General features: G+C 63.4%; 15 protein-coding genes. 5 read left to right on the forward strand and 10 right to left on the reverse strand.

Annotated features, from left to right (window positions below; all coding sequences use genetic code 11):
* Positions 1 to 45: 45 nt before the first annotated feature.
* The 4 genes from OKA04_RS00860 to OKA04_RS00875 all read right to left on the reverse strand — a co-directional run bounded on the left by OKA04_RS00860 (position 46) and on the right by OKA04_RS00875 (position 4,494).
* Positions 46 to 1,329 (reverse strand): ClpP family protease, encoded by a 1,284-nt coding sequence (locus OKA04_RS00860; RefSeq protein WP_264499220.1) that lies wholly within the window; start codon positions 1,327 to 1,329, stop codon positions 46 to 48.
* 116 nt (positions 1,330 to 1,445) lie between these two features.
* A complete protein-coding gene (locus OKA04_RS00865; protein WP_264499221.1) occupies positions 1,446 to 2,315 on the reverse strand; it encodes a hypothetical protein in 870 nt (289 codons plus the stop codon).
* 87 nt (positions 2,316 to 2,402) lie between these two features.
* Positions 2,403 to 3,857, reverse strand: a complete 1,455-nt coding sequence (locus OKA04_RS00870) for an inorganic phosphate transporter (protein WP_264499222.1) — start codon at positions 3,855 to 3,857, stop codon at positions 2,403 to 2,405.
* A gap of 10 nt (positions 3,858 to 3,867) precedes the next feature.
* On the reverse strand, positions 3,868 to 4,494 hold the full coding sequence (locus tag OKA04_RS00875; RefSeq protein WP_264499223.1) for a DUF47 domain-containing protein: 627 nt from the start codon (positions 4,492 to 4,494) through the stop codon (positions 3,868 to 3,870).
* Positions 4,495 to 4,690: 196 nt separating this feature from the next.
* On the opposite strand from OKA04_RS00875, the gene pstB reads away from it, so the two are divergent.
* Complete coding sequence (gene pstB, locus OKA04_RS00880) at positions 4,691 to 5,479, forward strand: phosphate ABC transporter ATP-binding protein PstB (protein ID WP_264499224.1); 789 nt, start codon at positions 4,691 to 4,693, stop codon at positions 5,477 to 5,479.
* An 11-nt stretch (positions 5,480 to 5,490) separates the two neighbouring features.
* Positions 5,491 to 6,198, forward strand: coding sequence for a phosphate signaling complex protein PhoU (phoU, locus tag OKA04_RS00885; protein ID WP_264499225.1), 708 nt, complete (start codon positions 5,491 to 5,493; stop codon positions 6,196 to 6,198).
* A gap of 68 nt (positions 6,199 to 6,266) precedes the next feature.
* On the opposite strand, the gene OKA04_RS00890 is transcribed toward phoU, so the two are convergent.
* The 5 genes from OKA04_RS00890 to OKA04_RS00910 form a co-directional block, all read right to left on the reverse strand.
* On the reverse strand, positions 6,267 to 7,856 hold the full coding sequence (locus OKA04_RS00890) for a family 43 glycosylhydrolase (protein ID WP_264499226.1): 1,590 nt from the start codon (positions 7,854 to 7,856) through the stop codon (positions 6,267 to 6,269).
* Positions 7,857 to 8,413: 557 nt separating this feature from the next.
* A complete protein-coding gene (locus OKA04_RS00895) occupies positions 8,414 to 8,680 on the reverse strand; it encodes a hypothetical protein (protein WP_264499227.1) in 267 nt (88 codons plus the stop codon).
* A 37-nt stretch (positions 8,681 to 8,717) separates the two neighbouring features.
* Positions 8,718 to 9,377 (reverse strand): PEP-CTERM sorting domain-containing protein, encoded by a 660-nt coding sequence (locus OKA04_RS00900; RefSeq protein WP_264499228.1) that lies wholly within the window; start codon positions 9,375 to 9,377, stop codon positions 8,718 to 8,720.
* Positions 9,374 to 12,520: an Ig-like domain-containing protein gene (locus OKA04_RS00905; RefSeq protein WP_264499229.1), complete on the reverse strand. Its 3,147-nt coding sequence runs from the start codon at positions 12,518 to 12,520 to the stop codon at positions 9,374 to 9,376. Before OKA04_RS00905 ends, OKA04_RS00900 begins: the two co-directional genes overlap by 4 nt.
* Positions 12,521 to 12,797: 277 nt before the next feature.
* On the reverse strand, positions 12,798 to 13,730 hold the full coding sequence (locus OKA04_RS00910; RefSeq protein ID WP_264499230.1) for an RluA family pseudouridine synthase: 933 nt from the start codon (positions 13,728 to 13,730) through the stop codon (positions 12,798 to 12,800).
* Positions 13,731 to 13,831: 101 nt separating this feature from the next.
* On the opposite strand from OKA04_RS00910, the gene OKA04_RS00915 reads away from it, so the two are divergent.
* The 3 genes from OKA04_RS00915 (at position 13,832) to OKA04_RS00925 (ending at position 18,528) form a co-directional block, all read left to right on the forward strand.
* Entirely contained in the window at positions 13,832 to 16,198 is a 2,367-nt protein-coding gene (locus OKA04_RS00915; RefSeq protein ID WP_264499231.1) for a serine/threonine-protein kinase, read from the forward strand.
* A gap of 98 nt (positions 16,199 to 16,296) precedes the next feature.
* Positions 16,297 to 18,147, forward strand: coding sequence for a DNA topoisomerase IV subunit B (locus tag OKA04_RS00920; protein ID WP_264499232.1), 1,851 nt, complete (start codon positions 16,297 to 16,299; stop codon positions 18,145 to 18,147).
* A gap of 51 nt (positions 18,148 to 18,198) precedes the next feature.
* On the forward strand, positions 18,199 to 18,528 hold the full coding sequence (locus OKA04_RS00925) for a hypothetical protein (protein ID WP_264499233.1): 330 nt from the start codon (positions 18,199 to 18,201) through the stop codon (positions 18,526 to 18,528).
* Positions 18,529 to 18,540: 12 nt separating this feature from the next.
* Here the strand turns inward: OKA04_RS00925 and OKA04_RS00930 are convergent, their stop codons facing one another.
* Positions 18,541 to 19,740, reverse strand: a complete 1,200-nt coding sequence (locus tag OKA04_RS00930; protein WP_264499234.1) for a helix-turn-helix transcriptional regulator — start codon at positions 19,738 to 19,740, stop codon at positions 18,541 to 18,543.
* Positions 19,741 to 19,955: the final 215 nt, after the last annotated feature.

The following is a 19,955-nucleotide window of genomic DNA, read 5'->3' on the forward strand; positions in this document are numbered from 1 at the left end:
GCCGTCCCCCTTCCTGCATGAAATCAAATCAAACGGGCCGCCGGATCAGCGGACGCGGTAGTATTGGTCCGGATTGTACATGAAGTACACATCCTTCGGGGTCAGGCGCGGGAGGTAGGAGAAGGGGCGGCCATTGGCATCCACTTCTTCCTTCATCTCGGCGACGGGCTGCGGAGCGGCCGGGGCACCGGACTTGAGATCCGGATTCTTCGTGAAGGAAGTCTCCTCGATGCCGCTGACGATGTGGTTCACCCACTTCAGTTTCTGGGCGTCTTCGCCGAATTCGCTCCAGTCGCCGCTGCTCGAGTGCTCATACATGCGCTTGATGAATTCGTCGGTGCTCACGCCCATCTTCGCCGCGACGGGCGAGGCGAGGCGGGTCCACCAGCGCTGGCTTTCCTTCACGACTTCGCCCTGCTCGGTCAGGTTCATCTGGCCGAAGAGCGTGGAGCTGATCTGGTGGTGCAGGATGATGGCATTCGGGTAGCAGTAGCTCTCCTTGGCCAGCGTGGTGATGCCGGCGGCCATCGAGGCGGCGAAGGACTTCACCACCACGTGCACGGGGGCGTCGCTGGACTCCATGGCCTTCAGGATGCGATAGCCCGCCATCACGGAGCCGCCGGGCGACTGGTCGATGACGATGAAGATCGGCATCTTCTTGTCGGAGTTGTTGTAGAAATCGATGCGGTCGGTGATGTGATCCGCGGTGGCCATCGTGATCGGACCGTTCAGGGCGATGCGGCGGTCGGAAATGACCAGCGTGCCGTCGTCACGGAGCGGGTTTTCGAGATAGACCGGCTTGGAGTCGGCATACGCCTTCCGCTTGGTCTCCATCTCCATGGAGGCGATCTGGTTCTGGAGCTTGCTGATCTCGATGCCGGACTGGCTCTGGGTAGCCTTCAGCTCGTTGGTGAGGTATTCGGCGCGGGCCTTGGCGAGCTCGTTGTCGCGGACGATCTGGGCCTTCTCGGCCTCGATCTTGGTCATGGCCTCTTCCTGGGCCACCTGGCGCTTCATCGCGGCGAGGCTCAGGCGCTCGGCGAGGAGATCCTTCTCCATCTTCAGGCGCGTGATCTCGGACCGCATCGCATTGGTCTCGGCGGTGAGCTTGGCGGCGGCGAGGTTGTTCTCGGCGGTAAGCTTCTCCTGCTCTTCCTTCACCGGGTCCTTCTTCTCTTCTTTCTTCTCGGCGGACTCCGGCTTGTCAGCGGGCTTCTCGGCGATCGAGATCGGCGCGGTGGCGGCGGTCGCTTTGGCGGCGGGATCCTGGGCAAAGGCTGCGGTGGCCAGACCGAGCAGGACGAGTGCGGAACGGGTGGTAGTTTTCATGAAACAGCGTGAGTTTACGGGCAGACGCTACGCGGCTCCCGGAGGCACGGTTTTCAAGCGCCGCAAACTTGCGGGCTTGTCTTGAGGAAAAACGTAGCAGGAAGGGTGCCCTGATGTCATCTCCCTTCGCCGGGGGAGCCACCTTCCCTCTCCAAGCGCTTCTGACGCTTGATGCTCTGATAAATCATGGTCGCGGCGAAGGCGAGGAAGAGGCACGCGGCGATGCCGAGATACATGAAAAAGCGCTGGCTGCCCTGCTTGAAATTCGCGTCCGTGACCACTTCGGGCGGATTTTCGCCGGGGACCCGGGCGAGGATCATCTTACCGTCTTGGATTTCCGCGCGGGTCATCTTCGCCATCGCCGGTCCGAGGATGGGGTCCTTCAGATACATCTCGAAGAGGCGGAGCGTGGAGAAGTGGTCGAGGAATCCCTGCGGGACCGTGGAGCCGGGGACGTCCAGCGAATCCACCCGCAGTGCGAGCTCGCGGCGGGCGAGCTCCGGGCGACCCTTGATCGTGCCGATCAGGTAAAAGGGATCGGCGGCCATGAAGCCCTCTTCGCCGTCCTTCGCCAGACGCGGGCGGCCATTGAGCTGGTAGCAGATGTCGATGATCAGGTGCTCGCCGGTGATCTCGCGGACGCGGAAGCTCTTGCGAAGCTGCTCGACCTGCGGGAAGGCGGCGATCGCGAGATTCAGGTCCTCGGCGGTCAGCTCGATCCGGGCGGAGCCGGACTCGTCATTGAGATCGCTGCGGAAGGCCTCCAGCCGCTCCACCAGGGCGCTGACCTTGGCTTCGTTGCCCTCGATGACATCGACCTCGACCGGGGCCGGGGCGCTTTTGGTGAATTTCTCGATCTCCTCAGCCTGTCGGAAAGGCATCCACGCGGTGAAACCGATCAAGCCGACCAGCATCAGCAGGGCCAGAACGAGGATCAGGCACCCGGCGAGGGGCGAGCGAGGGGTGGCATCTTGCTGCGGAGGCATGGGCGGCGGTTCTTAGTCGCGGATTTCCGGAAAGTCGAAGGCTGAAATGCAGCCGATGCACGCGCCAGGCCGGAGGGGCGGGGGAGTTCAGCCCGCCACCTTCAGCCACAGCCACATGCTGACATACGCCACGCCACCGGCGGCGGGGAGCGTCAGCACCCAGGCACCGAGGATCTTTTTCACGATCTTCATGTCGATCGCGCTGAAGCGCTTCGTCGCGCCCACGCCCATGATCGCCGTGGTGATCGAGTGGGTGGTGGACACCGTCATGCCGAATTTCCCGGTGACGGCGAGCAAGGTGGCGGCGGTGGTTTCCGCCGCGAAGCCGTGGACGGGCTGCAGCTTCACCATCTTGTGGCCCATCGTCTTGATGATGCGCCAGCCGCCGGCGGAGGTGCCCGCGGCCATCACGAGGGCGCAGACGACCTTGATCCACGGCGGGACGTCCGGAGCGAGTTCGCGGACCTTGGAAGCCATTTCCGCAAGAGGCACCTTGCCGTCCGTCTCGGCCTTCGCCCGCACGTCGTTCAGGGTCTTGATCCAGTCGGTGTATTTCACCGCGACCATGGAACCGAGGATGGGGATCTTCGGAAGGAAACGCTCGCCCTCGGCGGCGACATTCGCGTCGTAGTCCTTGCGCACGTCATCACGCGAGCGGGCGGCACCTTCGGGGTCGCCATGCGCATCGTGGACCTCGGCGGCGAGCGCTAGGAAAGCCTCGCGGAATTCACCCGAGCGCATCTTGAAGCCCTCCGTTTCCAGGCGGGCTGCGGTTTCCAGCGAGTGCTTGCCGTCGATCACCTCCAGCAACAGGACCTCGGCTTCCGGAGTCTTCTCCATTTTCAGGAAATTGAAGGCCTTCGGGAGATCTTCGAAGGAGCCCGCGGTGGTGGCAGTGACCAGAGCGAGGGTGATGATGCCCATGGTCTTCTGGGCATCGGCCAGGCCGTGGGCAAAGCCCATGTAGCTGGCACTGAAAATCTGGGCGCGGCCGAAGAAGCGGTTCACCCACATCGGGCGGGCATTCCGCAGCAGCGCGTAAAGCAGCGTCATCACGATGAAGCCGCCCACCAGGCCGACGACCGGCGAGCCCAGCATCGGCCAGATCACCTTGTGGAGCACGCCTTCCATCACCACCTTGCCGTCCTTCAGCTTCTCCTGCGACCAGATGATGGCGTCCCAGTTGTTCTGGGCATTTGCCAGGGTCGCACCGCAGAGGCCCCCGACCATCGCGTGTGTCGAGGACGAGGGGAGGCCGAACCACCAGGTCAGCAGGTTCCACACGATGCCGCCGAAAAGGGCGCAAATGATGGTCTGCGACGTGACGAACTGGGAATCGACCAGCCCGGAGGACACCGTCTTCGCCACGGCGTGGCCGACCAGCGCACCGATCAGGTTTGTGACCGCGGCGAGCATGATCGCCTGCCGCGGGGTGAGGACTTTCGTCGAGACGACCGTGGCGATGGAGTTCGCCGTGTCGTGGAAGCCATTGATGAACTCGAAGGCCAGCGCGACGAGGATGACGACGATGATGAGCGTCATGGGAGGCGCTTCAGGAGTTCTTGTAGACGATCTGTTTCGCCACGTTGCCGACGTCGCGGCAGCGGTCGAAGACCTTCTCGAGCAGGTCGTAGAGATTCGACACGATCACCACGAGCAGGGCGTCGTATTTGCCGCTGTAGAGGTCCTTCAGGCACTCGATCATCAGCTTGTCCGCATCGCCCTCGATCTTTTGCATGCGGTCGTTGAGTTCCTTCATCTTCACGATATCCATGCCCTTGCGGAGGGCCTGGATCATCTGGACCACCAGGCCGGTCGCCTCATCGAGCATGGCGGCATGGCGGTTGAAGTCCGTGGTGGCCACCCGGTCCTGGGAGATGAGGTAGCGCTCGACGAATTTCTCGATGGTCTTCGGGATCTTGTAGAGCGCGGTGGACAGGGCCTCGATGTCCTCGCGCTCCAGCGCGGTGACGAAGCTCTTCACCAGCAAGTCGCTGATTTCCTGGGTGATGGCCTTGTCCTTCTTCCGGACTTCGGCGAATTCACCGAGCGACGGGGCTTTCTCGTGGCGCAGAATGTGGGTCAGGCCCACGATGCTCTGGCGTGCTTCTTCCGCACTGGCGACCAGCAGGTCGAAGAAGCGGTCCTCTTTGCCAAACAGGCGTTGGATCGAGATCATTGGGAAAGTTCGGGCGGGATTTGTGTCAAAAACGTCACACGTGGCAAGCCGCGCGAAGAATTTTCCCTGACACAGTGACCTGCGACGCCGCGCCGGGCAGACGGCGAGACCTTTACAAGACACCATGTCACTGGTAACCGAAGCCCCGCCGCGGAGACGGCAAGATGCCCCGACGATGACGTCTGAAAACCCCGTGATGCCTGCTTCCGCCGAGAAAACCGAGGCCGGAGTGCCTGCAATCCAGGTCCAAGGCGTGGACTTTTACTACGGCGACAAGCACGTCCTCAAGGACGTGACCCTCGACGTGCCGAACAACGAGGTGGTCGCCTTCATCGGCCCCTCGGGCTGCGGCAAGACGACGCTGCTGCGCTGCTTCAACCGGATGAACGACCTCGTCCCGGGTGCCCGGGTGACGAAAGGGCAGATCATCATCGAGGGCGCGAACATCGCCGACCGCTCGATCGATCCCGTGCAGCTCCGCCGACACGTCGGGATGGTTTTCCAGAAGTACAACCCCTTTCCCCGCAGCATCTACGACAACGTCGCCTACGGTCCGCGAACCCTCGGCGAGAAAAAGAAGTCCGCGCTGGATGAGGTGGTCGAGAAGTCCCTGCGCCGCGCCGCGCTATGGGACGAGGTGAAGGATCGCCTCGACGACATCGCCACTGGCCTCTCCGGCGGCCAGCAGCAGCGCCTCTGCATCGCCCGCACGATGGCCGTGGACCCTGAAATCATCCTGATGGACGAGCCCTGCTCGGCACTGGACCCCATCGCCACCGGCCACGTGGAGGACCTCATCCTCGGCCTGAAGGAGCACTACACCATCGTCATCGTCACCCACAACATGCAGCAGGCGACGCGCGTCTCGGACCGCACCGCCTTCTTCTACCTCGGCGAAATGGTGGAATATGACTCCACCCGGAAAATTTTCGAAAATCCCGCGAACAAGCGCACCTTGGACTACATCAGCGGCCGCTTCGGCTAAGTTTCCCCTCCATGCACTCGGACACTCCACACATTCTCCGTGAATTCGACCAAGCGTTCGCATCGCTGCGCAACGAGGTCATCTCGATGGCCGGCCAGGCCCGCCTCAATCTGGAACGCGCCATGCAGGGCCTGCTGGAGCGGGACCTGGAAAAGTGCAAGGCCGTGGTGGCCGACGACGACGAGGTGGACGAGGCGGAAAAGCGCATCGACCGCATCGGCATGGAGACGCTCATGCGCTTCCATCCCGTGGCGGGCGATCTCCGGCTGGTGATCACCTCGATGAAGGTCGCCTCGAATCTGGAGCGCATCTCCGACCACGCGGTGAACATCGCCAAGCGCGCGCGCAAGATGGTCAGCCGCCCGGCCTGCGCCGAGGTCCCCTTCATCGAGCCGCTCTACGCCATGGCCGAGCAGATCCTGCGCGACGCGCTTTCGGCCTACTCCGATCGCAATGCGGAGCTGGGCGAGTCGCTGAAAGCCCGCGACAAGGAGCTCGACAAGCTTCACAAGCGCCTCATCGCCACCTTTAGCGCCCGGCTGGAAGAGGGCGGCACCGGCACCGAGGATTTCCTGCACCTCATCTTCGTCGCCCGCTCGCTGGAGCGCATCGGCGATCTGGCGGTCAATATCGGCGAGGACGCCGTCTATCTCGACTCCGCCCGCGACATCCGCCACGACAAGAACCGGACTGCCGCCGCAGACAGGCAGCCTGAGTAAAAGAAAAGATTTGCTTTGAAAAAAGGCGGCCCGGGATGATCCGGGCCGCTTTTTTCGTGTGATACCAGTTACTTTCCGGCCAGCGGCTTCACCTTGAGTTCGCCGAAGCTCACATGGGTATCCACCACGCGGAGGCCCACCGTGCCAGAGGTGTAGGTGCTGTCACTGGCGGTCAGCACTTCCTTGCCGCCGAGCGTCACCTTGATCTCCGGGCCGCGGGCGGTCACGCCGAGTTCGTGAGTCGCATTCGCGGGGATATCGGCTTTTGCGCGAGCAATTTCCTTCCAGTTGCTTCCATCCATTTTTCCGAGAACCACGGAACCGTCCCGCGGGATGATTCCGGCGAAGTATCCACGCTGCGCATCAAAGCCGACCGACGGTGCGGTGACCCGGAAGAGGATGCCGGCGTCGCGGTCGCCCTTCACGTAGCGGACGGTGGTGGTCGCTTCGATGTCAGTGAAGTCCCCGCCATCCAGCACCAGCTTTTCGCCGCTGCGGTAGTCATTCACGGGGTGGGCCGGGACGGTGCCGAGGTGCATGCCGTCCTTCTCGAAATTGAGGAACTGCAGATGGCCATAGTAGGAGAAGCCCTTCGGGTGGCCCTTCGTGAAGTCCGCCGTCACCGGCAGCTCCGGGGTCGGAAGGGATTCGCCGGACGGGAATGGCAGCGCGGCACCGGGAGAGACGGGCTTGCCGAAATCAGGCAGGCCGTCCGCTCCGAAGGTGAAGGGCTGCACGAAGATCGCGCGGCGCCATCCGCCCTGGCGATCCCGCTTGGCGTGGAAGACGTGCCACCACTCCTTCTCATCGAGGCTCTTCACGAAGCAGCTATGGCCGGTGCCGTAGGTCAGCTCCGTGCTCTGGAAAACCGGCTGCGGGCTCTTCGTCCAGGACTTCGGGTCCAGCGGGTCCTTGCCGGTCAGCTCCAGCAGGCCGAGCTTGTAAGTCGGCAGCCAGGAGGCGGCGGTCGAGTAGGTGACGAAGGTGCGGCCGCCCTGTTGCAGGATTTGGGGACCCTCGGCCAGGCCGCGGGATTCCAGCTTCTCCTCGGTGCGCTCCCAGAGGTGCTCGTCGTTCTTCGCCAGCAGCACGCGCGGGCCGGAGAGTTCCGTGGGGGACTTCATCGGCGCGATGTAAAGGAATTGCTGGTCCGTGCCCGGGGCATCCCAACCGGACCAGAGGGCGTAGCGCTTGCCACCGACCTCCAGCACGGTCATGTCGATCGCCCAGATATTCGGTGACTTTCCGTCCGCACCGTCACCGGTGTTGAAGGGGCCGTGCAAGGTGTAGGGGCTCAGCGGGTCCGAGTCCCGGGACTGGAGCACGTAGGCGAGGTGGTTCGCATTGTTGCCATCCGATGCGGCGAAATAGACGTGCCAGCGGCCGTCGAGCAGGTGGACCTCCGGCGCCCACACTTCTTTCGCGTAGGGGCCGCTCTCCGGGGCGGTCCAGATCACGTGCTTCTGGCCCAGAGAGGTGAGGCGGTCGGAGACCCACAGCGAAATGCCACGGTTTCCCTCTGAGGCACACCACACGTACTGATTGCCGTATTTCGTCACCCAAGGGTCGGCACCTTCCGCGATCGGATTGACGAAGGTCGTCTCCACGGCGGAGACGGGGGACAACAAGGTGAGAGAAAGGGCAAGTGGACGAAACATGTTCTACGGGTGATACGACCGGCCTGCCAGCAGTGCAAGGAATCCAGTTGTCATACAGGTTTGGTAGGCGCCGGACGCCCTGCATGGCTTGCCTGTATTTATAACCGTCTCGGAATGGCCATTCGCCGAGTCTCTACGCGATTGCGTAATGGCCTGAAGGTCGGGAAACCTTAGTGATGCGGGTGTCTTGAAGATCTTCCCACGGACTTCAATGGCTCCCCGTGCTCTCACCCCTTCACCCCGATGCCCAATCACGCCTCGAGTCCGCCGCTCCCGTTTTTTCCCAGGGTCGCCTTCCATCAGGAAGCCCGCGTGCTTCTCGGTGGGCGAGGGGGTGTCGGAGGCCACAATCGCCTGCGACCGGGAGCCCGGCCCCCGCTGGTGCTGGCCCTCTGCGGCCTCCTGATGTCGGTCGGGGCGGTGTATGTAACCTCACCAACCGGCGAGCGCTCGCTCGCTAGCGTCTTTGGAGCCTTCCACGAAGGGCTCGGTGATTCGTCGGTGACCGCGGTTGGAATGCCGGTCCAATGATGCTGCGCTGACTATCTAGAGGAAGGTCACTCCTCTTCGTCATCAAATCGCTCCGACGCATCGATTCCGTCGAGCTTCTCCCGGTAGCTTTTTTCGTCGAAGCCCTTCTTGCTCCGCCACATGGCATCCGTCTCCTCGCCGAGACAGGCGGCGATGCGGGCCTTGGCGTCGTCCTCGCTCATGCCCTTCGCGGTCAGGCGTTCCAAGGTCTTCGCCACGTAGCGGGTCTGGGGCGCGGCGAGTTGCTGCTCCACGGCATGGAGCAGGTCTTGGAAAAATGCGTCTTCGTCCATCGGCAGGCCCGATCCTGTCACGGGGTCCCGGCGCTTGTCAGCGTGTTTTCCGGTTTCGTCGGAAGACGACTCCACCGAGCAACAGCAGGGGCAGTCCCACTGCCGCAGCACTGGTCGGCTCCGGCACGGCCATGCCCTGGGTCACGGTGATACCCCAACTCACGACTCTGGCCTGATCCATGGCTGCCATGTCGGCCACGAAGAGCGTCCATTGGCCGTTCGGATCGAGGCCGTTGAAGCTGGAGAGGAACTCGGTCCGGGGACTCAGGTTGGTCACCGTCTCCGGGTTCGAGATCCGGGCATCCGGCATGAAGTTCCCGGAGAAAATGCCACCGCTGTAGGTGTGGATGTCGCGGCTCGCGGAGTCTGAAAAGGTCACATCGAATCCGGATTGGTTCGATCCCGCACCGTTTTCGTCGGTGGTTCCCACCCGGTTCAGCAGCACGGAGAAGCCGTCACCGTGTCGGATGTAGGCGAAGAGGTCGCCGTTCCAGCCGCCTTCGATTTCGAGGTGGACCTGCAGGGAGTCTATCCGGGTGATGTCCAGATTGACGTTGCGCAGGTCCTTCCATCCCGCGGGATCATTGTCCGGGACGTAGCCGCTCACGACGTCCCATTGCAGGGAAGTCGTAACCGTCGCCGCCCGGGAGGTGACGGTCAGGCAAGGCAAAGCCATGGCCATGGCGAGGACTTTCATGGAGTACGGAGTCTATAGTAGGATGAGCCTTGGAGCGGGCTGTTGTCGTTCCAGCGGAGCCGCCCGACTTCGTTGGCAGCGGCAACGGTCACCGGCGTCCAGTCGGTGAGATTCGAGGATCGCTCGATTTCATAGCTACGCAGGGGGATGACCTGCCAGGTGAGGGTGATCTGCGTGATCTGGCCGCCACTCGTGTCCGTGGAAATCGAGGGTTGATTCTGCCCCGTGCCAAGCGGCCCGCCGACCTCGACCTGGATGGTGGACTGGGAGTCCGCGCCGCGCGCGTCGGTGAGCGTGATGACAAATTGATCCGTGCCGGTGAATCCGGCGGGCGGGTAATACACCACCGAGTCCCCGCGGACCTGGACCGTGCCACCGTGTTGCGACGGCGTGGCCATGGTCACGGTGAAGCTGTCTCCCTCGGGATCGGTGGTGCTACGGAAGAGCTTCGCGTGGTAGAGAACCAGCGGCGTCTCATTGAAGGTGCTCGCCGATGCGCCTGCGAATACCGGCGGCGTATTGCCGGAACCGGTGAGGGCGACGTCGATGTCTCCGATGTGCAGCGTGGCGTTTTTCGCTCCGCTGCCCGTGGGGGCGAAGGCGACGGTCACGGTGCCGACTCCATCGCTGTCCGGTGCGGTGGCCCCGATGATGGTGAACAGCCCCGCATCAGACCCGTCAATGGTCACGGCAGGTGCAGCGAAGTTCGGTCCGGTAGCTGCCTGATACTTCAGCACCAGTGTGGTGCTCGACCCGGATGCCACGGTGCCGAGTGCTCGGACGTCTCCATCCGTTACCATCTGCTCGATGGGGTCCATCAAGATGATGCGGTTGCTGCTCGGCATGCCGGTGACCAGCCGTCCTGCACTCAGTTGGAATGGCCGCAGATGCCCGCTGACCAGCGGGCCCACCAGGCTGTTCGCAGGTCCGATGACGCCCGCGCTGCCTTGGGCATTGCCGATGGTGACGGCTCCGGTGTCCGGGATCGCGCCACGGTCGAAGCTTCCGCTCCTGACGAGATAGCGCCCGCCAGGCAAGGCGGAGGTGCCGGAGGACCCGACCCCATCATTGGCCGAGGCTCCGACCAACGAATTGCCGGGCGAGATGGTGCCCCTGACCCCGGTGCCCGCCTTTCCCCAGGTCACGGCTCCTCGGTCGTCGGAGCCCCACCGTCCGCTATTCACCACATAGGCCCCGTTGGTCAGGGCGGTGATACCGGAAATGCCTGCCAAGTCGTTTTCCGCGGAGCCTACGAGTGCATTCGACTCATCCATCGTGCCGGTGGTGGCGGTACCGCCGGGGCAGAGCATTACGGCTCCCGCATCGGCGATGGAGCCCCGATCCCAATATGGCGCGCTCACCACGTAGTTGCCATCGGCGAGGATTCGGACCGCCACGTCTCCCACCCGGTCATTGGCGGATGAACCGACCAAGGAATTTCCCGCGGAAAGGCTTCCGACGATGCCAGCGCCGCCATCGGCCCAGGTGAGGGCTCCTGCTCCGCCCTGCCAGTCCGGGCTGCGCACCAGATAGTGCCCGCTTGGCAATGGAGTGATACCTGCCGAGCCCGCACGGTCGCCGGTAGCGCTCCCGATGAGGGAGTTCATGCTGCTGATCGCTCCCGTTGCTCCTGTGGAAGGGAGCCAAGTCACGGCTCCGGTACCCGCGCTCCACCCCGGGCTGGATAGCACGGCATTGCCATTGGCGAGCACGGTGATGCCGCCGGCCCCGATGGCGTCCCCAGCAGTTGATCCGGTGAGGGAATTCTGCGCGGTGACATTGCCGGTCATGCCCGTGGTCCCGTTCACCCATGTGACGGCACCGATATCTGTCTGCGTGGCCGAGTCCCATGTCGAGCTGACCACGAAGAAGTTTCCCTGCGGCAAGACGACGATGCCTTCGTTTCCGACGCGGCATTGGGCGGTGGCTCCGGTCAGCGAATTGGCCGCGGACACAGGACCGGTGAGCCCGGTGCTACCGGAACACCACGTGGCAGCGCCGGGATTTGGCAGAGAGCTGCTGGGTCCCCAGTAGGGACTGGTGACCACGTAGTTCCAGACATTCCCGGGGCAGGGCAGGAGCTTGACCCCGGTCGATCCCACCTGATCCAGCGCGCGGCTGCCGACCAGCGAATTTGCGGCACTCACCGCCCCGGCGATGCCGCTGGTGCCATTTACCCAAGTCACCGCACCCACGTCCGAGACACTGGAGGAGAGGTTCCACTCCGGGCTCGCTACGATGAAGTGCCCGTTGGGGATCGCGATGATGCCCGCGGAGCCGATGCGATCGCCGCTCGTGGTGCCGACCAGGGAGTTGGCCGCGGTGATCGGCCCCGTCGACGCGGTGCTGCCCTCGCACCAGCGGACGGCTCCGGCATTCGCCACGCTGCCATTCGTCCAGCTTGGATTGGCGATGACGAGGTTGCCATTCGCCAGCACCGTGATCGAAGACGATCCGAGCGCTTCGTTCGCGTAGGAGCCAACCATCGAGTTGGTGGCCGACACCACGCCGGAGAGCGGCGTCCCGCCCGGGCACCACGTGATCGATCCCGCGTCGGAGATCGGGCCGTTGTTCCAGGTCGAGCTGCGGATCAGGAAGCGTCCTCCAGACAGTGGGAGGACATCGTCGCTGCCGATACGGTCATTGTCGCTGGAGCCGATGATGCTGGACGTTTCCTGCAGGATGCCGATGGGGCGGGAGGACGCGGTGAACCACGCGACGGCACCGACGTCCACCAGCGGCGGGCTGTCCCATCCGCTGCACCGGACGATCATCGAGCCGTCGCTGAGGAAAGTGAGGCGACTTTCGCCGAGCAGGTCTCCAGCGGCGCGGCCGGTCAGGGAATTGGTGGCGGAAACGACGCCGTTGACGCCGGTCGAAGCCGGGCACCAGGTGATCGCTCCGGCATCGGCGATGGCGTCCCGGTCCCAATTCGGGCTGTGAACGGCGTAGCTTCCATCCGCGAGGATCGTGACGCCGCCGGAGCCGACATGATCGTAGGGCCGCGAGCCTCGCAGCGTGGCCAGTCGCGTCCACGAGGCATCGTAATGATGCACCGCTCCGGCGTCAGTGATCGCACCGGGGGCATCGTAGAGCGGGTCGATCACCACGTGATGTCCGTTCGGCAGTCGTGTGATCGCCATGCCGAATTGGCCGCTGCCGGATGGGCCGGAGATGATCGTGTCTCCGGTTGCCGGAATCGCCGCAGATAAGAAGACCGCTGCCAGCAGACAGACACGCGGGTACGGAGCTTGGAATGGGGGAACCAAGGGGGAGGGGGCAGGTGGGGGTGGATCCGGCCTCTGGCTAGCAGGAGGTTATCCTACGGTTTGGGGGTGCCCCGAAAAAAGCAGTTGAGACGCCAATGTGAAGCCTCAGATGCAAAAATCTAACCTTTTGCCACCTTGGACCGAGCTCCCGCTACCTATCTCCCGAGAGCGGGCTCTCCAGCATCTGCAGCCACGGCGTGTATTCCGGGGGGATGGGGGCCTTGAATTTCATCCGCTCCTTGGTCACCGGATGATCAAATTCCAAGCGCCATGCGTGCAGCATCAGCCGGCCCGGCTTTGCCCTTTGGCGCTCGGGCTTTGCGTAGATCGGATCGCCGACCAGCGGGCAGCCGAGGTGAAGCAGATGCACGCGGATCTGATGGGTGCGCCCCGTGTGCAGGTGGCAGAGCACAAGCGAGGAATCGGTGGAGCGGTCGATGGAAAGGACTTCGTAGTCCGTGATCGAGGCCTTACCGCCGGGGGGATTCACCACGGCCATCTTCTGGCGGTTCACCGGATGGCGACCGATGTGGGTGAAGACGGTGCCCTGCGGCGGATTCGGAATTCCCTGTGCCACGGCGAGGTAGAGCTTCTCCATCGTCCGGCCGGAGAATTGCTCGGTAAGGGAATGGTGGGCTTGGTCGGTCTTCGCCACCACCAGGCAACCCGAGGTGTCCTTGTCGAGGCGATGGACGATGCCGGGCCGCTCGACGCCGCCGATGCCGGAGAGTTGGCCGCGGCAGTGGTGGAGCAGGGCATTGACCAGCGTGCCGTCGGGATTGCCCGCCGCCGGGTGGACCACGATGCCGCTTTCCTTGTCGAGGACCACTAGGTGCTCGTCCTCAAAGAGGATGCTCAGCGGAATGTCCTGCGGCAGGGCCTCGGCGGGCACGGCCTCCGGGATGGCGATGCTGAGGTGATCGCCGATGGCCACCGAGTCGCGCGGCTTTGCAGGCTGGCCATTCCGCAGGATGAAGTGCTCGCGAATCAGCTCCTGGATGCGTGAGCGCGACAGCTCCGGCACCCGCGCCGCCAAGAAGGCATCGAGGCGTGTCCCGGCATCGCTTTCCACCCGGATTTCCATGGGCGCGCAGCGTCATGGCGGGTGGCCGGGGCTGTCAATCTCGGTCGATGCTTCAAGAAATTGAAGTTTTCATTACCTGATCACGTAGGATACCCTCAGCCATGCCGGAGGGGGAAATCGAAATCGCATACTGCCACGCTTGCGGGACCTCGATGGACGTGGGGCAGGTGGCCCCTTTCTCGAATGTGGAATGCCCTTCCTGCGGGAAGCACACGCGGGTGAAGCGGGAGTTCGGCCCCTACACCTTGCTCCGCCGTCACGCCATCGGCGGCATGAGTGTCGTCTTCGTCGCACAGGACAATACGCTCGACCGCGAGGTGATCGTGAAGATCCTCAATGAGGAATATGGCAACGACGAGAAGCGGATCGCGGCCTTCGAGGAAGAGGCGCGGATCACCGCCTCCTTCAGCCATCCGCACGTGGTGCGCGTCTTCACGACGGGCCGGGCATTCGGTCACTTTTACATCGCGATGGAATTGGTGCCTGGAGGGCACTTCGAGCACCACATTCGCGAGCGCGGGTCGATCCCGGAAGCGGAGTTGCTTCCGCTCGCGATCCAGGTTGCTGCGGGGCTGAAGGCCGCACAGGCAGCCGGCCTGATCCACCGCGACATGAAGCCAGGCAATATCCTCCTGGATGCAACGGGCAATGCGAAGATCGTGGACTTCGGCCTCGCCCTCGTGACGAAGGGCGGCAAGGCGCAGGCCACGGAAATCTGGGCCACTCCCTACTACGTCCCGCCGGAGACCATTGAAGGACTGCCGGAGGACTTCCGCTCCGACATGTATGCCTTCGGGGCTACCCTCTACCACGCGCTGGCGGGCAAGCCGCCGTGCGACGAGGAGTCGATGGACACCAACAAGCTGCGCGAGGTGAAGCGGAAGATCCTGCCGCTGGCGAAATGCGCAGCGTCGGTGAGTCCTGAGACCTGCGCCGCGGTGGATCGTGCCATGGCGCACGATCCCGCGCTGCGATTCCGCTCCTACGATGACCTGCTGGGTGCCTTGGAAGCGGCGCGGCAGAGACTCGCCGCGGGTGCTGCCATGTCCCCGGCGAAGGCGGGCAACGGCTCCAAGCGCGGAGGACACGGCAGTGAGAAACTCGCCCTCGCGGCGGCGGCTGTCCTGATCTTCGGAGCCGTGGGCTTCGCCGGTTGGTGGATCATGCGGGAAGAGCCGAAGCCGGTGATCTCGCAGGGAAATACAAGCCCGATACCCGTCGCAGTCGATCCGTCTGGAGGCGAAAGCAGCGCCCAAGTTGGCTCGGTCTATCGCTCGGCCGGAGAGGCATTGAGGGCGGGCGACTACGCGAAGGCGCGCAATCTTTTCTCCGAAGTCCGCGATCTGCCGGGTGTGCTCCAGCCCACCGGCTCATGGGCCGCCTGTGAAGTCGTCATCGCTGCCTATCTGGATGGCAAGAGCGACGAGGCCCGTCAGGAAGCAGAGACCGCGGCGGATCACATCCGGGGGGCTGCCGGTCTCCCGGAGGTCACGCGGAGCCTGCTGATGGATGGACTGGAGGGAATCGAGGGCTTCCGGCCGATCGTGTGGAGTTCGGAGGATCCCGCGCCCAACGGTGCAGCCTTGCTCGTCTCGCTCATCGCGGGTCTTAAGAATTGGGAACATGGCATGATTGATCTCGCCATGCCGCACTTCGATGCGGTCCTCGCCGCGGAGGCAAAGGGTTCGGACGCCTGGGTCGCGCCCTATCAGGAAATCCTCAGAGGCTACTCGAGCGACGCCAAGGCACTCGGCTCAGCGATTCCCGGAACGCTCCCCGGCACCGCGACCGCCTGCCGTGCCCTCGCCGATGAACTCCATGCAGTGCATGCCTCGCTGAAGACGAAGGGCCGCGCGAAATTCAACCTGCGGGCCTTACAGCTCGATCTGGAGAAGCATGCGCGTTCGCTCGGGGAAGATGAGGTCGCGCCCTCCGATCCCGTGCCGGTTTCAGCCGATCCGCTGGCGGACGTTCGCAAGACCGCTGCCGCCTGCCGGTTCACGGAAGCTGCTGCCGCGATCAAATCGCCCGGCTTCCCCTTGAAGGACACCGAGCCCCGGGTCTCGGCGCTGCTTCTCCTCGCGGAGGCGGCGGCGTCATTCCTGGCGGATCTGGAGGACAAGCTGTCCACGCCGCCGGAGGATGTGACCCTCGAGCTGAAGGACAGTACGAAGCTGGACCAGATCACCGGCACCCGCAGCGGTGGCATCAAGATCCTCGACGCCACTGGCTCGACGCGCGATGTCGAGTGGTCGGAGGTGTCTCCGGACAGCGTGATCGAGCTGCACCGTCATCTGGTGAAGGCGGAGACCAGCGAGATCGAGCGGCTGCGCCGCCACGAGCAGGCCATTGCCTTCGATCTGCTCGCCGGCGATCCCGCGCGCGGTAAAAAAGCGGGAGAGAGCCTCGCCTTGAGTTCCCCGGCCTTCAAGCGTCGCTGGGACCTCGTGCAGGCGGCACTGGAGTGAGAAAAGGAGATCCGGGCACTCGGAGCCAATGATTTCCGCAGGCCGACCCGGCACTTGCCAGCGGGGCGGCGTGTCCTCAGGATTCCCGAAAGATCGCCATGGCCGAATACACCGAAGCTGACATCAAATCCCTCGATTGGCGCGAACACATCCGGCTCCGCCCCGGCATGTACATCGGCAAGCTGGGCGACGGATCTTCGGCGGACGACGGCATCTACATCCTGCTCAAGGAGGTCATCGACAACTCGATCGACGAGCACATCATGGGTCACGGCAAGGAGATCCGCGTCGAGATCGGCGAGGAAGGCCGTGTCGAGGTCCGCGACTTCGGCCGCGGCATCCCGCTCGGCAAGCTCTACGATTGTGCCGCCCAGATCAACACGGGCGCCAAGTACGACAGCGAGGCTTTCAAGAAGTCCGTCGGTCTGAATGGTGTCGGCATCAAGGCGGTCAACGCGCTCTCCGGCTTCTTCGAGATCCAGGCGTGGCGCGAGGGGCAGACGAAGGTGATCGAGTTCTCCAAGGGCCAGGTGACCCAGGACATGAAGACGCCGCGCCGGGAGGAAGCCCAGTCCGGCACGCGGCTTGCCTTCGACATCGACCGCACGATCTTCCCGGCCAAGACGAAGTTCAAGGACGCGTACGTCGAGAAGATGTGCCGCTACTACAGCTACCTGAATCCGGGGCTGACGATCGTTTTCAACGGCAAGAAATTCAAATCGAAGGACGGCCTGCTCGACCTGCTGCGCGAGGAGATGGAGAACGAGGCGCTCTACCCGCCGATCCATCTTTCCGGCAAGGACATCGAGATCGCCTTCACCCACACCGCCGAGAGCGGGGAGGAATACTATACCTTCGTCAACGGCCAGAATACCACGCAGGGCGGCACGCACCTGCAGGCCTTCCGCGAGGGTCTCGTGAATGCGGTCCGCGGCTTTTACAAAAAGCAGTATGACCCCGCAGACATCCGCGCGGGCATCGAGGCGGCCATCGTCGTGCGCGTGGAGGAGCCGGTCTTCGAATCGCAGACGAAGACGAAGCTGGGCTCGACCTCGATGACTCCGAATGGCGAATCGATCCGGACCTTCGTCGGCAACTTCCTCAAACAGCACCTCGACAACTACCTGCACAAGAACCCGAAGGTGGCCGAGGCGATCCAGAAGCGCATCGTGGCCGCAGAGCGCGAGCGCAAGGATCTGAAGGGCATCCAGAAGATCGCCCGCGAGCGAGCCAAGCAGGCGAAGGTCCACAACAAGAAACTCCGCGATTGCCGCGCGCACCTCGCCTCGAAGCACAAGCAGCGCCTGGAGAGCACGCTCTTCATTACCGAGGGTGACTCCGCTTCCGGCTCCATCACGAAGAGCCGCGATGTGGAAACGCAGGCTGTCTTCTCGCTGCGCGGCAAGCCGCTCAATACCTTCGGCCTCGCCAAGAAGATCGTCTATGAGAACGAGGAATTCGCCCTGCTCCAGGCGGCACTCGGCATCGAGGACGGCATCGAGGAGTTGCGCTACAACAAGGTGGTCATCGCAACCGATGCCGACGTGGACGGCATGCACATCCGCTTGCTGCTGCTGACCTTCTTCCTGCAATTCTTCCCCGAGGTCATCCGCGAGGGTCACCTCTACATCCTCCAAACGCCGCTCTTCCGCGTGCGGAACAAGAAGGAGACGATCTACTGCTACGATGAGGAAGCCCGCGTGAAGGCTCTCGCGAAGCTGGGCAAGAACGCCGAGATCACCCGCTTCAAGGGCCTCGGTGAAATCTCGCCGGACGAGTTCAAGTTCATGATCGGTGACGACATGCGCCTCGATCACGTCGAGTTCGAGGAAGGGAAGGGGACGAAGGAACTGCTCACCTTCTACATGGGCAAGAACACTCCCGACCGTCAGGAATACATCATCGACCGCCTCCGCGTGGACGTGGATCGCCAGGTGGCGGTAGCGTGACCTCGGGCCTTCCTCCTTGCCGGATGAAAACCATCCGGTGAGGTTGTCAGGATGAGAAGGATTGTAGCGATCGTCGCCGGAGTCATCGCCATCGGCTGCATGGTGGCGTCGAACGTCAATTCCAGCGATTCGAACGCCCGGCTTCATTCGCTGGGAGATGCGGGTATATCATTAGGTCGAGCGGAGCACGCGCTCGATCAATTGCCGGAGAACGCCCCGGAGCGGGAAAGAGCTGTCATGGGAACCCAGCACATGAAGGCGTTGGATGCCTACAAGGCGGCATTCCTGTCGGCCAGCATGCGGATAGGTGGAGCGGAGTTGCTCGGGCGTGTGTCCCTGATCTTCCTCGCTGTCGCCGTTTGTGTGGCAGTTTGGAAGTGAGCTTCGGAACCACTACCTCAGCGCTGCCATGAGCTGGGTGCGGCTCTGCACGCGGAACTTCCTGAAGACGCCGCTGAGCTGCACCTTGATGGTGCCTTCGGTCTTGTGGAGCTGCCCGGCGATCTCCTTGTTCGAGAAGCCTTCGCACACCAATTCGACGAGCGTGCGCTCAGCCGGGGTGAGCGCGTCGTAAGTGCCTCCGGCGGGCAAAGCGATGCGAGGTGCTGCGGCGATGGTTTCCGCTTCCATCTTCCTCATCCTCACTTCCAGTGCTGGCTTGGTCAGCGTGCCATGACGCTCGGGACGGATGATCACCTCGGCATCGATCCCGGCTACAGGGAAGGATAGCTGCTTCGCCAATCTCGGATGCTTCCCGGCATCGTGGGACTGGATCACGTGGTCATGCCACTCGCCGCGCAGAGTCTCACAAGCATCGGCGAGGCTGGGCGGCATCTTGAAATTCGAATGGGGATTCAGCCCGCGTGAGACCTCGGTGCCGAAGTTCAACTCGGAGCACAGGCCGAGCGCATCATGGCTGGAATAGACCGGCTCCATCTTCCAATTGAGGTAGAGAACCGCACCGGGCCGGCGGGAATAATAGCTCTCCAGCAGTCGCCGCTTCTGTCGCTCCTCCTCGAAGCGGCGGATCCTGTCGAGCGACACTTCCAGATGGGCGTGCAGCGTGTGAAGGATCTCCATTTCACGGTTGCTGAAGTCGCCCTGGTCCGGGCGCCTGCGCAGGGCCAGCGAGGTGTCCACCATGCCATCCTGCCAGTAGAGGAGGTGGGCGGAGTGGGCCCAGTTGTTAGGCCGCATGTAGCGACGGTAGAGCTCGGTCTCCTGCCTGCGCAGAGAGTCGGAGATGATCTCGCTGTGGCGGTAGGCCTTGAGACCCGGACGGGCATCGAGGTAGGGCTGGAAGAAGGAGCGGCCGCCTTCGATGAGCGCGCGATTGCGATCCTCGTCGTGGGGTAGGGGGGACTTCTCCGAGGAGAGCCGGCACTTCGACGACTCGTTCCGCCAGTCCAGGTAGTTCACCGACATGGTGAGGTTGTCGTGCGGGACCACGATCTCGCACAGACGCTGGAGCGAGGTCCACAGGTCACGGAACCGGAGCGTGCGGTGGAGATCCAGCAACGCAGCCTGCCCGGCACCTCCATCCAGAGCCGTGGGTGAATCGTGGCGGATCTGGCTCATGACGGCCTCGGACATGCGCTCGATTCTCTACCAAAAAGAAGGAGAATCAAGTCCCTCCGTTCGTCCGATGATGCTGGTGGCTCGATTGCTAACTTTCGTTTGCTCGTCATCGCTTTCAATTCTCCTACCAAAGCGGATGCATTGTCCGTGGCCGCGGCCTCCGGACCTGCCTCATCGAATGCATCGCAAGCAACCTATGAACCGAAACGGACACTTTATGACTTCACGGC

The sequence above is a fragment of the Luteolibacter flavescens genome (genome assembly GCF_025950085.1).
Lineage (GTDB): Bacteria > Verrucomicrobiota > Verrucomicrobiia > Verrucomicrobiales > Akkermansiaceae > Haloferula > Haloferula flavescens.